This window comes from Curtobacterium sp. 320, from assembly GCF_031455235.1.
Taxonomy (GTDB): Bacteria; Actinomycetota; Actinomycetes; order Actinomycetales; family Microbacteriaceae; genus Curtobacterium.
Map to the genome: position 1 here is coordinate 175,941 of NZ_JAVDSI010000006.1, position 13,011 is coordinate 188,951.

Consider the following 13,011-nt stretch of genomic DNA (forward strand, 5'->3'; position numbering starts at 1 on the left):
GAAGAGGCACTCGTTGAGTTCATCGACCGATTACGACGCGTCGACACCGCTCGCCCGTGAGATCGCTGATCTGAACCGTCGTCGCCGTGCGATCGCGACGCAGCAGTTCCCGCTGCCGCCGAAGACGCGTGTCTTCACGGTGTCGAACCAGAAGGGTGGCGTCGGCAAGACCACCACCACGGTCAACCTCGCCGCTGCGTTGGCGCACGGTGGAGCGCGCGTGCTGGTGATCGACCTCGACCCACAGGGAAACGCGTCCACGGCGCTCGGCGTCAACCACCAGGCCGAGGTCCCGAGCATCTACGACGTGATCGTCGACGAGGCACCGATCGCCGACACGGTCCAGCGCTCCCCCGAGTCGGACACGCTCTGGTGCGTACCGGCCACGATCCACCTCGCCGGCGCCGAGATCGAACTGGTGTCGCTCGTCGCCCGCGAACAGCGCCTGCGGACCGCGCTGGACCAGTACCTCGAGTCGCTGGATGAGCCGTACCACTACGTCTTCATCGACTGCCCGCCGTCGCTCGGACTGCTCACGATCAACGCCTTCGTCGCAGCGCGCGAGGTCCTCATCCCGATCCAGTGCGAGTACTACGCGCTCGAAGGGCTGAGTCAGCTGCTCCGGAACATCGAGCTCATCGAGCGGCACCTGAACCCGAACCTCGCCGTGTCGACCATCCTCTTGACGATGTACGACAGCCGGACGAACCTCTCCAACCAGGTCGCAGCAGACGTGCGGGAGCACTTCGGCGAGCAGGTACTCGAGGCCGTGATCCCCCGATCCGTCCGCGTCAGCGAAGCCCCGAGCTACGGGCAGAGCGTCGTTGCGTACGACGTCAACTCAACCGGCTCGCTCTCCTACCTGGAGGCGGCAGCCGAGATCGCAGCACGAGGAGCGCAGCACTGATGGCACCGAAGCGAACTGGACTCGGACGGGGCATCGGAGCCCTCATCCCGACGGCGTCGGAGCAGCAGGACCGTCCCGTCGACGTGTTCTTCCCGACCGGTGGATCGCCGGCGTCCGCGCCGCTCGTCGACGGTGCGACCGCAGAGGAGCTCGTCGCGGTTCCCGGCGCGCGTCTGGCGAACCTGAACCCCCTCGACGTCGTGCCGAACGCGCACCAGCCGCGCAAGGAGTTCCGCGAAGAGGAACTGCAGGAACTCGTCCACTCGATCCGCGAGATCGGGGTCCTCCAGCCCATCGTCGTGCGCCCGATTGCCGGCGCCGCTGGGACGGAGCCGCAGTACGAGCTGATCATGGGTGAGCGCCGACTCCGCGCCACCAAGGAGCTCGGGCTCAGCACCATCCCCGCCATCGTCAAGGACACCCCCGACGATGCGATGCTCCGTGACGCCCTACTGGAGAACCTCCACCGCGCGAACCTCAACCCGCTCGAAGAGGCGTCGGCGTACCAGCAGCTGCTGGCGGACTTCGGGATCACGCAGGAGCAGCTCGCCCAGCGGATCGGCCGTTCGCGCCCGCAGATCACCAACACCATTCGTCTCCTGCGACTCCCCTCCCCCGTTCAGCGGCGCGTGGCAGCTGGCGTGCTCTCGGCCGGGCACGCACGTGCGATCCTCGCTGCGCCTGACGCCGAGGCCATGGAGTACCTCGCCGAGAAGATCGTCAACGAGGACCTATCCGTTCGGGCCGCCGAGTCGATCGCGCAGCAGCTCGCGGCGAAGACGCCGGTGAAGCCCAAGGCGGAGCCGTCGAAGCGGCAGGTGCATTTCAACGACCTGGCGGAGCGGCTCGGGGATCGATTGAACACGCGGGTCAAGATCGCTGTCGGGGCGCGGAAGAGCTCGGTGACGATCGACTTCGCGAACGGGGATGACCTCAACCGGATCCTCGGGGAGCTTGGGATCGAGGACGTCGCGGGCTGACGTTCGGCCGTCTTCTGCCGCGGAGGTCTCTGTACGGCGCTGTGCGGCCGCCTGCCGGCTCGACAGCGTCGTCGGGTCCGTGGGTTTGACGGCGGGTCTACTGGGCCCTGAGTGAGCCTGCTGTGGCTTCTCGCCTACCCCGTTGTTCAGGGGACTGATCGTGCAGGTAGCGTTTCACGTGGAACATCGAGTCGAAGCGCCGAGGGTGGTTCGTGTGGGCCAGCAGACGCCGCTCTGTCCGATCGTGGCGCCGTGCTCGCGCCCACCGGAGCCGTCAGACCGAGCGATCTCGCCTCTGCACGGAGCGACCAAAAGCGGCCAGGCATCGAAACCAGTGGCTCGCGTGTCTCCGCCGTGGCGGTGATCCGGGCCGCGCATTCGCGGTGGGGTGACCGAGCGGTTGCGGCGCGTTTCGATTCCGGCCTCGACCCCGGCTGCACGTTCGCACGCGTGTGGGTGGCGGGAGACGTTGAGGCGGAATGTCGGAAGACCCGCACGATACGAGGAAGAGTTGGTCCCCGCGGTTCCTTCGCGGCAACGGCGCGATCGGTGATGGGCGGGGCACTCGGGCCGGGCCGCTCCCCCGTTGGACGATGAGCTGCGAAGGATCTCCTCGGCGCTTGGCATGGAGCCCTTGGTCTGCGAGCCGCTGCGAGGGGCACCTGTTCGAGTGCGATGAAACGGGTGCGGGCTAACCGAAGGCGCCGTCTCCATCATGCATCACGGCCGCACGCAGGGATCCCATAGCGTCCCGGGATGCATGGAAGTGAGGGCTGTGGCTCCGGACCTGCTCGCTCCGCGATGTCTCTCAAGAGCCTTCCGCGCAGGTTTGGGCGAATGTTCCACGTGGAACGAGCGAACTAGGCCGGAGGTTTCACGTGGAACACGGCACGAAGCTTGCACAGCCCAACGGCAGCGAACACCGGCTTCAGCAGGCTCATCTCGCCGAACCGGTAGTCATCGGCAGCCACGAGCCGCCCAGCAAGCTCCGGTCGCTGACGCTCGAGGTAGACACGCGCCTTCTCAGCGTGCAACCCGTTCGATGCGAAGGCGACCCAGTCAGCGGCCTCGATCCACGGCAGCGCATTGCGCACGTTCTCCCACGTCGAACGACTCTCCGACTCGATCGATACCGGGCCATCCCACCCGATGCAGTTCTCGATGTAGTCGCGGAGGAGCACGGCCTCCGCGACCGTCCCAAGCACCGCTCCCCCATTGCAGAGGATCTGAGCGGAAGCGCCGGCAGCGCGAGCCGAGCGTGCTGTGCGGACAGCGATCCGGGCCCGCCATCGATTCACGACGTTGATGCGACGACCCCGATTGCCGAACCCCAGGACGACGACGAGCCCAGTGGAGCCCTTCGTTGGTCGTGGAAGCCGTCCTGCCCGACGAGCGGCCCGCCAGTGCACGGCTTCGCCCACGGCCAGTGTCCCGACGAGGCCCACGGCCGCCAGAACGGCGGCGAGGGATGTTCCACGTGGAACGTGTCGGCACCCCACGATCGCGGTGTCAGGCCCGGTGGTCGCGGATCGCCTGCTCCGCGAGCTCGGCGTAGGTCCACCCCAGGTCGAAGCCTGACGCGGAGAGGGCCTGCGGCACGAGGGAGGTCTCGGTGAGCCCGGGAAGGACGTTCGCCTCGAGGAACCAGGGCGTCCCAGCGGCGTCGACGATGAGGTCGACGCGCGAGATGTGTCGCAGACCGAGGGCCTCGTGGGCTGCCACGGCGGCGGCGGACGCGGCAGCCGCGAACTCCTCGGACAGACGGGCCGGCGTGTAGAAGGTGGTCTCGCCGGCGTTGTACCGAGCCTCAAACCCGTAGATACCGTTGCGGGGGACGATCTCGACGGCGGAGAGCGCCACCGGACCGTCGCCGGTGTCGATGATGCCGACCGCGACCTCGGTCCCACGGATGAGCTGCTCGACCACGACGTCGTCGCAGTACGTGTACGCGGTGACCATCGCGCGCGGCAGGTCGTTCACGTCGTCGACGAGTGTGACGCCCTGGGCGCTCCCGCCTCGGGCCGGCTTGACGGCGAGTGGGACCGGGTGCTCGACAGCGATGCTCTCGAGGACGCCGACCGCGCCGAGCTCCCGGAAGACGTCGTGCGAGAGCGTGACCGAGCGCGGGGTCCGGACCCCCGCCCGCGCGACCAGCGCCGAAGCGGTGGGCTTGTCCCATGCCAGCCGGGCCGACGTCGAACGTGAGCCGACGAACGGGATGTCCAGCGCCTCCAGGATGCCCCGCAGGGCGCCGTCCTCACCGGAGGCGCCGTGCAGAGCCGGCCACACGACGTCCGGGCGGCTCTCCCGCAGGGTCGGCAACAACGATGCGTCCGCGTCGCGGAGGTCCACCTGCCAGCCGTACCCGGTCAGCGAGTCGGCCACACGGCGACCGGACCGCAGGGAGACGTCACGCTCGTGCGAGATCCCTCCCGCGACGACGACGACGTGACGGCGGGTGAGCTCGGCCATGCGGATGGACCTCCGGTACTGCGGGTGGAACGGTGAAAAGTGCTGATCAGGAGATGTTCGGCGGCGGAGCGCTCACCGACGATGTCGGTCGGACGACCGCGTTGGGCCGCGTCGCGGACCCGAAGGTCTCGACCAGCTCGAGCTCGTCGTTGACGACGTTCGCGAGCCGCTTCACGCCGACGCGGATCTGCTCCGGCGTGGGGTAGCAGAACGACAGGCGGATGTGCCCGCCGCCGCGTCCGTCGGCGTAGAAGGCCGTCCCCGGGGTGTACGCCACGAGTTCCTTGACCGCTCGCGGCAGCATCCCCTTGGAGTCGAGCGACTCGGGCAGGGTCAGCCAGACGAAGAACCCGCCGTTCGGCTTCGTCCAGGACAGGTCCGGCAGGAACTCCCCCAGCGCGGACAGCATGGCGTCACGACGCTCGGCGTAGAGGCCCCGGAAGGTGTCGACTTGACCCTTCCAGTCCGCGGCGTCGAGGTAGGCGTTCACGACGTACTGACCGAAGGAGTTCGGCGCGAGGACGGCCGACTCGTTGGCGAGGACGAGCTTCTCGCGGATGGCGTGGGGGGCAAGTGCCCAGCCGACGCGGAACCCCGGCGCGAGCGTCTTGGAGAACGAGCCGAGGTAGACCACGCCCTCCTCGTCGATCGATCGGATCGCCTGCGGCGCCGGCTCGTCGAACCAGAGGAGGCCGTAGGGGTTGTCCTCGAGCACGAGGATGTTGTTCGACCGGCAGATGTCGAGGATCTCGATGCGACGCTCGCGGCTGAGGGTCACACCGGCGGGGTTGTGGAAGTTCGGGATCGTGTAGAGGAACTTGATCCGCTTGCCCTGGGTCCGCAGGTTCGCGATCGCTTCGCGCAGCGCTTCGGGGACGAGACCGTTCTCGTCGGTGGTGACGTGCACGGTCTCGGCCTGGTACGACCGGAAGACCCCGATCGCGCCGACGTAGGACGGCGATTCGGCGAGCACGACGTCACCCGGGTCGATGAAGAGCCGCGTGACGAGGTCCAGCGCGTGCTGCGAACCGGTGGTGACGACGACGTCCTCGGCGCTGGCACGGATGCCCTCGAGGCTCATCACGTCGACGATGTGCTCGCGCAGGGACCGCAGGCCCTGTCCCCCGCCGTACTGGAGCGCCATGGCGGCGTCCTCGGCCATGACACGGTCGAGGGAGCCCGTGACGAGCTCACGCGGCAGGGCGGAGACGTACGGCATGCCGCCGGCGAGCGAGACCACCTCGGGCCGCGACGCGACGGCGAACAGAGCTCGGACCTCGGAGGCGCTCAGCCCGGCGGTGCGCTGGGCGTAGGAGTCGTACCAGGGGTCGAGGCTGTTGCCGTTTGCCATCTTGGCTCCGTTCCAGCGGGACCTGCCCGCCACTCACATTCCCGCCACACTACGACATCCACCCCGGAAACCCGGGCCCCGCGACGGGGCCGATCCTGAACCAGTGGCCCGGGAAACGCGAGCGGCCCCGCACCCGGTGGGGTGCGGGGCCGCTCGGTGGGGCAGCTGCCTACGCGAGGAACTCTGCGAGGTCGGCCTCGAGCGCCGGCTTCGGCTTCGCACCGATGACGGTCTTGACGACCTCGCCACCCTTGAAGACCTTCATCGCCGGGATCGACGTGATCTGGTAGTTCATGGCCGACTGGGGGTTGTCGTCCACGTTGAGCTTCACGATCTCGATCTTGCCGGCGTGCTCTTCGGCGATCTGGTCGAGGATCGGCGAGACGGCGCGACACGGGCCGCACCACTCGGCCCAGAAGTCGACGAGGATCGTCTTGTCGGACTTGAGGACCTCGTCCGAGAAGGTGGCGTCGGTGACTGCCTTGGCGTTGGACATGTGTGCTCCTTCGAGAAGTCGATCAGTGGGTGCAACGCCCGGGGCGCTGCGGTATTCCGTGGATCAGGCGTGGGCGGCTTCGACGTCGACCGTGACGGGCGACTCCGGGGTCACGCCCTCGGCAGGGCCGGTCAGCGCGTCGTCGAGCTCGGCGAGGTACTTCTCCGCGTCGAGCGCAGCGACCGTGCCGGAGCCGGCAGCCGTGATCGCCTGCCGGTAGGTCGGGTCGATGACGTCACCGGCGGCGAACACGCCGGGCAGGTTCGTCTTCGAGGAGCGACCCTGGACCGCGATCGTGCCCTCGGGGGCGATGTCGATCTGGCCGTGGATCAGGTGCGTGCGCGGGTCGTTGCCGATCGCGATGAAGAGGCCGTCGAGGGCCAGCTCGCTCTCGGTGCCGTCCACCGTGTCGCGCAGCGTGACACCGGTCACCGCGGAGTCACCCGTGATGCCGGTGACCTCCTTGTTCCACGCGAACTCGATCTTCGGGTCGTTCATCGCCCGGTCCTGCATGATCTTCGACGCGCGCAGGGTGTCCTTGCGGTGGATGACCGTCACCTTGTCGGCGAAGCGGGTGAGGAACGTCGCCTCTTCCATCGCGGAGTCGCCACCGCCGACGACTGCGATGTTCTTCTGGCGGAAGAAGAAGCCGTCGCAGGTCGCGCACCAGCTGACGCCGTGGCCGGACAGCCGCTCTTCGTCGGCGAGGCCGAGGTGGCGGTACGCCGAGCCGGTCGCGTAGATGACCGCGAGGGCCTCGTAGGTCTCGCCGGAGCCGACCGTGACCTTCTTGACGTCACCGGTGAGGTCGACCGACACGGCGTCGTCGTACAGGACCTCGGCGCCGAACTTCTCGGCCTGTTCCTGCATCTTGATCATGAGGTCCGGGCCCTGGATCCCCTCGGGGAAGCCCGGGAAGTTCTCGACCTCGGTCGTCTTCGTGAGCTCGCCGCCGGTCTCGACGCTGGAGGCGACGATCAGGGGCTTGAGCTCCGCGCGTGCCGCGTAGATGCCGGCGGTGAACCCGGCCGGGCCGGAACCGATGATGATGAGCTGGCGCATGCCTCGCTGCCCTTCCGTAGATAGCTGACCGGGTCAACACATGCTACCGGCGTGGCATTCCGCATCGCCCGGGAGCGCGTCAGCGACCGAGCCGCTTCCGCAGGATGTCGACGGCGCCCCTGATCTCGCCGTTCTTCGCGACGACGAGCGCCCCGAAGTAGACGAGCACCATCACGGCACCGGTGAGGGCGATGGTGATCAGTGCGCCGGAGACGTCGGACATCGCGAACCCGTCGGCCGAGAAGCCGCCGAAGAAGTTGACGACGACGAGCCCCACGACGCCGGAGATGAGCGCGGCGATGACGAACTGCACGTGCGACCGCGTGACGATCGGCCCCTCGATGCCGTTCAGACGCTTGCGGACGAGGACGAGCGCGATGATCGTCTGCACGGTCCCCGCGACGGTCGTGCACACCGCGATCGAGACGCCGATCACGTTGCCGGGGAAGGTCGCGACGGCGAGGGCGCCGATGACGAAGAGCACCGACTGGACGCACTGCATCAGGAACGGCGTGCGGTGGTCGTGCAGGGCCCAGAACACCCGCTGGATGATGAAGAGCATGCTGAACAGCACGAGACCCGGCATGTAGGCCCACAGGACCTCGGCCATCGCCTGGGTGTGGTCGAACCGGTTCTCCCAGATCCGGGCGAACGGCATCGCGAGCACGATGAGCGCAACGCTCGCGAACACGGTGAACAGGCCGACGATCCGCAGCGAGAGCGAGAGGTTCCGGCGCACTGCTCCGAGGTCGCCGCGTTCGGCGTCGTGGCTCATCCGCGTGAAGTACGCCGTCGCGATGGAGACCGCGATGATCGAGTGCGGGAGCATGAACAGCAGCCACGTCGTGCCGAGGGTGGCGATGCCGGCGCCCCCGGCGAGCGAAGCGACGCGGGACTGCACGATGCCGGCGAGCTGCGTCACGAGGATCATCGCGAAGAGCCACCCGGCGGCCGTCCCGGTGGAGCGCAGGCCCACCCCGCGCCAGCGGAAGTCCGGTCGGAAGGTCAGTCCGGCACGCCGCCAGAAGAACGGCAGGAAGGCGGCCTGCGCGAACACGCCCAGTGACGCGCTGCCGGCGAGGACGGCGATCTTGATCGCCGTCCACCCCTCGGTGGAGGAGTTGACGTCGCGACCGCCGAACAGCGCGATGAAGACGATCAGTCCCGCGATCGCGATGACGTTGTTGAGCAGCGGCGCCCAGGTGAAGGGCCCGAACACCTGCTTCGCGTTGAGGACCTCGCCGAGGAGCGAGTACATCGCGTAGAAGAGGATCTGCGGCAGGCACCAGAACGCGAAGGCGACGGCCAGGTCCGTCTGGGCGGGCGTGAAGCCCTTGCTGTCGCCGGACGCCTGCTGGCTGTACACCCACACGAGGAACGGCGCCAGGATCGTCGCGACGACGGCGATGACGACGAACACCGACCCGCCGAGCGTCACGATCTTGTTGACGTAGGCCACGCCGCCGTCGGTGTGCTGTTTCATCGACCGCACGATCTGCGGGATGAGCACGGCGGACAGCAGGCCGCCGGCGATGAGCGCGTAGATGTTGTTCGGCAGCTGGTTCGAGATGCCGAAGGCGTTCGCGGCGTCGGAGCCGGTGTTGCCGATCGCGAAGGCGAGGACGAAGGTCTTCGCGAAGCCGAGGATGCGCGACAGCATGGTGCCGGCAGCGAGCATCGCACTGGCACGGCCGAGACTGCGCTCGGCGGCCGGCTCCGCGTCGACGGACGGCTCGGGCTGGGTGGCGCTGATGGTCGGCTCCTCGGGGTCGGCTGTCGGTGCGTCGCGCACCGCGGTCTCGGACTGGAGGAACGGTGCCCGCCCGTCGTGCGGCGATGCGGCGGGCACGGGGTCCCCACCGACCACCGGCTGGACCTCGAGCAGCCGGTTCGGGTCCTCGTCGTCGTCCTCGTCGACGTCGCCGTTCCGGCGACGGCGACGCTTCCGGATGCTCCGGAAGATGCCGAACCCGAAGATCGCGACGAGCGCCACTGCCGCGGCCGCGGTGATCACGGTCTCCCACTGCGCCTGGACGTTCAGCTCCACGGTGGCCGGGGTCGCGATCTTCACCCCAGTCGGACTCGTGAGGGAGAGGGTCAGGTTGACCTTGCCGTTCGCGACCGACTGGACCGGCACCGTCGTGCGGGTGGAGGAGTCCGGCTGGATCTTCACCTCGATGTCGTTCCGCACCACCCGCAGCGCGGAGTTGGATGGCTGCACGGACAACAGCACCGTGACCGGGAAGTCGGAGCGGTTCCGGATGGAGATCGGCAGCGAGGACCGGTCGCCGAGCAGGGTGAGGCTACTCGAGTCGGGGATGCTGATCTGCGAGGTCTTGCCCGCCCAGTTCGCGACCTGGGCGTCCACGGCGGTCGCGAGGCCGTCCGTGTCGGTGCGCCAGGCGTTCGAGGCCATGGCGAGCAGCCGGAGTCGGGCGGGCGCGGTCAGGTCGGTCGGGGTGTCCAGCGCGGACGCGAACCCGGCGAGGTCCTGCTCGCCGTCCACCAGTCGCTGCAGCTGGTCGATGCGGGCGTCGCCGTTCGTCCCGGCGGACAGCGTGAGGGAGCCGGCCGTCGCGGAGGCCGCGGTGGAGAGGTCCGCCGGGGCGACCCAGGCGGTGTCCTCGAGCGCGTCGAGGGCCTGGCTCAGCCGCGCGGAGTTCGTCGGCCAGTCGCGACCGAGGGTCAGCAGGATCGGTGCCTCGGCCGTGCCCGCCCGGGCGGAGGTGGCGAGCGTCGCGGTGAGCTCGGACATGGCCGTCGACCACTCCTGCTGGCTCGACGCGGTCGCCGCGGTGCGGAGCAGGGCGGACATCGACTGGTCGGACACGAGGACGTGCTGCCCGGCGATCTGCTCGGACGCGGCGATCGTCGTGTCCGCGCCGGCCGACGTGTTGCCGCTCGACACGATCGTCGTCCCGGAGCCGGCCTTCGCGAGCGCCGGCAGGTCCGCCGCGGTGACGGTGCCGTCCGACGGCCAGGCGATCCCGTCCATCGAGTAGGGGAAGTCGAGCAGGGAATCGGTGGTGGGCAGCGTCGCGGGTGCCTCGTCGTCCGTCCCGGGGTCGGCGGTGGCGTCGTCGGTCGGTGACGTCGAGGCGGAGGGGTCGGCCGTCGGGCTCTGCGGATCCGACGTCGGGGTCGGGGTGGACGCGCCGGGGAAGTTCTGCTGCTTGATCTCCTGGTCGAGGGAGATCGGCGAGAGGACCCCGTCGGCTCCCGCTTGCCGGAGGCCGGTGACGTCGGCGTCGGCGTACGGGAGCGCGAAGGTCTCGTTCCGGAGCGACTCGAGCCGGTCCAGCCACGCGGTCGCCGACGACGGTGCGTTCTCACCGAGGATCCGGATGGACGCGATGATCCGCGGGTCGATCGCGACGGCGACGTTGTGGTCCTCGGCGGCGTCGAGCTGCTGCGTGAGCGTGCCGTCGACGGCGGTCGCTGAGGCCAGGACGCCGGCCGTCAGGACGCCCTGGTTCGTCGCCGGGACGGTGATGGGCATCGCGACCGAGACGCTCACCGGTGTCTGGTCGGTCTCGGGGTACCAGGTGATCGCGGACCGCGCCACGGCGTAGGTGTCACCCGCCGTGTACTCGGCGGCGATGCGTCGGGCACCGAACGACGAGTACCCGCCGAGGGCGACGTTGCCCGAGACGATCTTCACCGAGCCGAGCGTGACGGATCGGTGTGCAGGGACCGCCGGGACGTCCACGGAGTCCATCGGGGCGCCGAGGTAACCGGTCGTGCTGGTGTCGGCGAGCCAGTCGGAGAGGACGTCGCGCGTGCTCACGGAGCGGAAGATGTCGAGCTCCGCGGTGCCGGCGGGGACGTCCGCGTCGGTGTCGTTCGTGACCGTGACGGAGAGCTCGAGGTCCTCGTCGCGCTGGACGATCCCGCGGTTCGCCGGCGCGATCGTGATCGTCGTCCGGCCCTGCTCGGCCGCAGCGGGGTGTGCGGCGTGCGTCGTGGTCGTGGAGGCCGTCGTGGCGAGTGCACCGTCGGCCGCAGCGGGCGCGACGACGAGGCCGAGCGCGACGAGGGCCGACGCGGCGGCGGCGAGCGTGGTGCGGAAGATCTGCATGCGGGAGGGGCCACGGGGTCGGTTCGGGCCGTCCACGAGTGTATGAGGCCCGACCATGAACGCTCCCGTGCGCGCGCACGTTGTGGAGAACTCAGGCCTGCGATCTGGGAGGATGAGGACCGTCATGCAGTCCGTTGCCCAGGCCGTCGAGCGACTCGACGCACTCGCCGCCACCGAGCCCGTCGCCATCCTCGCTCGGGCCTTCGCCGACGCCGGACACGAACTGGCCCTCGTCGGCGGGCCCGTCCGCGACGCCTTCCTCGGGCGAGCGGTCACCGACCTCGACTTCACCACCGACGCCCGTCCGGACGACATCCTGCGGATCGTCGGACCGATCGCGAGCAACACCTGGGACGTCGGTCGGCAGTTCGGCACCATCGCCGCGCGGGTGGCCGGCGAGCAGGTCGAGATCACCACGTACCGCAGCGACGTGTACGACGGCGAGACCCGCAAGCCCGAGGTCGCGTTCGGCGACACCATCGAGGACGACCTGCTCCGCCGAGACTTCACCGTCAACGCGATGGCGCTCCGGTTGCCCGCGCGGGAGCTCGTCGACGTGCACGGCGGCGTCGAGGACCTCCTCGCCGAGCGCCTGCACACGCCCCAGGCCGCCCGGGTCTCCTTCCGCGACGACCCCCTGCGGATGATGCGCGCCGCCCGGTTCACCGCGCAGCTCGGCTTCACGGTCTCGGACGAGGTGCGCGAGGCCATGACGGACCTGGTCGACTCGATCGACATCGTCTCCGCCGAGCGGGTCCGCGACGAACTGGTCAAGCTCCTGAACACGGACGAACCGGTGGACGGCGTGCGTCTGCTCGTCGACACCGGGTTGGCCGAGCGGTTCCTCCCCGAACTGCCGGCGATGCGGCTCGAGATCGACGAGCACCACCACCACAAGGACGTCTACGAGCACTCCCTCACGGTCCTGACGCAGGCGATCGGCTACGAGGCCGAGCGGCACCCCGGCGACGCCCCCGACACGGTGCTCCGACTCGCAGCGCTCCTGCACGACATCGGGAAGCCCGCGACCCGCAAGCTCGAGCCCGGCGGCGCCGTGAGCTTCCACCACCACGACCTCGTCGGCTCGAAGCTCGCGAAGAAGCGGCTCCGTGCCCTGCGCTTCGACAACGACACCATCGCCGCCGTCAGCCGCCTGATCGAGCTGCACCTCCGCTTCTTCGGCTACACGGACGGCGCGTGGACCGACTCCGCCGTCCGTCGCTACGTCCGGGACGCCGGCGACCAGCTCGAACGCCTGCACGAGCTCACCCGCTCCGACGTCACCACCCGGAACCGCCGCAAGGCCGACCGGCTCGCCTTCGCGTACGACGACCTCGAGGACCGGATCCGGGAACTCTCCGAGCAGGAGAAGCTCGACTCGATCCGTCCCGACCTCTCCGGCGACGACATCATGCGCATCCTCGACATCCCGCCGGGGCGTGCCGTGGGCGAGGCCTACCGCTTCCTCCTCGAGGTGCGGATGGACGAGGGCCCCCTCGGGTCCGACGATGCCGAAGCGCGCCTGCGCGACTGGTGGGCCGCCCGCGACGCGACCGCCTGACGGACGCGATCGGTTCTGCACAGCCGGTGGCGCGCCTCCAGGCCGTCCGCTAAGCTTGCCGGGTTGTCCGCACGCACTCTGCGTGGCAGGACACATGCATCAAC

Annotated in this window: 9 protein-coding genes; 3 read left to right on the forward strand and 6 right to left on the reverse strand. The window is 69.3% G+C overall.

Features of this window, described 5'->3' with window-relative positions:
• The first annotated feature begins 13 nt into the window (after positions 1 to 13).
• Positions 14 to 907: a ParA family protein gene (locus J2X60_RS10335; RefSeq protein ID WP_071294225.1), complete on the forward strand. Its 894-nt coding sequence runs from the start codon at positions 14 to 16 to the stop codon at positions 905 to 907.
• Positions 907 to 1,887, forward strand: a complete 981-nt coding sequence (locus tag J2X60_RS10340) for a ParB/RepB/Spo0J family partition protein (RefSeq protein ID WP_309777623.1) — start codon at positions 907 to 909, stop codon at positions 1,885 to 1,887. Before J2X60_RS10335 ends, J2X60_RS10340 begins: the two co-directional genes overlap by 1 nt.
• Positions 1,888 to 2,747: 860 nt before the next feature.
• Here the strand turns inward: J2X60_RS10340 and J2X60_RS10345 are convergent.
• The 6 genes from J2X60_RS10345 to J2X60_RS10370 all read right to left on the reverse strand — a co-directional run bounded on the left by J2X60_RS10345 (position 2,748) and on the right by J2X60_RS10370 (position 11,346).
• Entirely contained in the window at positions 2,748 to 3,386 is a 639-nt protein-coding gene (locus tag J2X60_RS10345) for an ElyC/SanA/YdcF family protein (RefSeq protein WP_309887304.1), read from the reverse strand.
• Positions 3,387 to 3,396: 10 nt separating this feature from the next.
• Positions 3,397 to 4,359, reverse strand: a complete 963-nt coding sequence (locus tag J2X60_RS10350; protein WP_071294223.1) for a D-alanine--D-alanine ligase — start codon at positions 4,357 to 4,359, stop codon at positions 3,397 to 3,399.
• Positions 4,360 to 4,405: 46 nt separating this feature from the next.
• Positions 4,406 to 5,710: a PLP-dependent aminotransferase family protein gene (locus J2X60_RS10355; protein ID WP_309887305.1), complete on the reverse strand. Its 1,305-nt coding sequence runs from the start codon at positions 5,708 to 5,710 to the stop codon at positions 4,406 to 4,408.
• Between the two features lie 169 nt (positions 5,711 to 5,879).
• Positions 5,880 to 6,206 carry a thioredoxin gene (trxA, locus tag J2X60_RS10360; RefSeq protein WP_017887828.1) on the reverse strand — a complete coding sequence of 109 codons (327 nt, stop codon included), beginning with the start codon at positions 6,204 to 6,206 and terminating at the stop codon, positions 5,880 to 5,882.
• A gap of 63 nt (positions 6,207 to 6,269) precedes the next feature.
• The gene (trxB, locus tag J2X60_RS10365; protein WP_070417477.1) at positions 6,270 to 7,268 is read right to left on the reverse strand and encodes a thioredoxin-disulfide reductase; all 999 of its coding nucleotides are present in this window, start codon (positions 7,266 to 7,268) and stop codon (positions 6,270 to 6,272) included.
• A gap of 79 nt (positions 7,269 to 7,347) precedes the next feature.
• Positions 7,348 to 11,346 carry a DUF6049 family protein gene (locus J2X60_RS10370; protein ID WP_309887306.1) on the reverse strand — a complete coding sequence of 1,333 codons (3,999 nt, stop codon included), beginning with the start codon at positions 11,344 to 11,346 and terminating at the stop codon, positions 7,348 to 7,350.
• A 124-nt stretch (positions 11,347 to 11,470) separates the two neighbouring features.
• Between J2X60_RS10370 and J2X60_RS10375 the strand changes: the two genes are divergently transcribed.
• Positions 11,471 to 12,907: a CCA tRNA nucleotidyltransferase gene (locus tag J2X60_RS10375; protein WP_261645873.1), complete on the forward strand. Its 1,437-nt coding sequence runs from the start codon at positions 11,471 to 11,473 to the stop codon at positions 12,905 to 12,907.
• Positions 12,908 to 13,011: the final 104 nt, after the last annotated feature.

What these genes read in the sequence shown, in the direction of transcription:
- J2X60_RS10340 (WP_309777623.1), top strand. Translation starts at nt 907, where the DNA reads ATGGCACCGAAGCGAACTGGACTCGGACGGGGCATCGGAGCCCTCATC.
- J2X60_RS10350 (WP_071294223.1), bottom strand. Translation starts at nt 4,359, where the DNA reads ATGGCCGAGCTCACCCGCCGTCACGTCGTCGTCGTCGCGGGAGGGATC.
- J2X60_RS10355 (WP_309887305.1), bottom strand. Translation starts at nt 5,710, where the DNA reads ATGGCAAACGGCAACAGCCTCGACCCCTGGTACGACTCCTACGCCCAG.
- trxA (WP_017887828.1), bottom strand. Translation starts at nt 6,206, where the DNA reads ATGTCCAACGCCAAGGCAGTCACCGACGCCACCTTCTCGGACGAGGTC.
- trxB (WP_070417477.1), bottom strand. Translation starts at nt 7,268, where the DNA reads ATGCGCCAGCTCATCATCATCGGTTCCGGCCCGGCCGGGTTCACCGCC.
- J2X60_RS10370 (WP_309887306.1), bottom strand. Translation starts at nt 11,346, where the DNA reads ATGCAGATCTTCCGCACCACGCTCGCCGCCGCCGCGTCGGCCCTCGTC.
- J2X60_RS10375 (WP_261645873.1), top strand. Translation starts at nt 11,471, where the DNA reads ATGCAGTCCGTTGCCCAGGCCGTCGAGCGACTCGACGCACTCGCCGCC.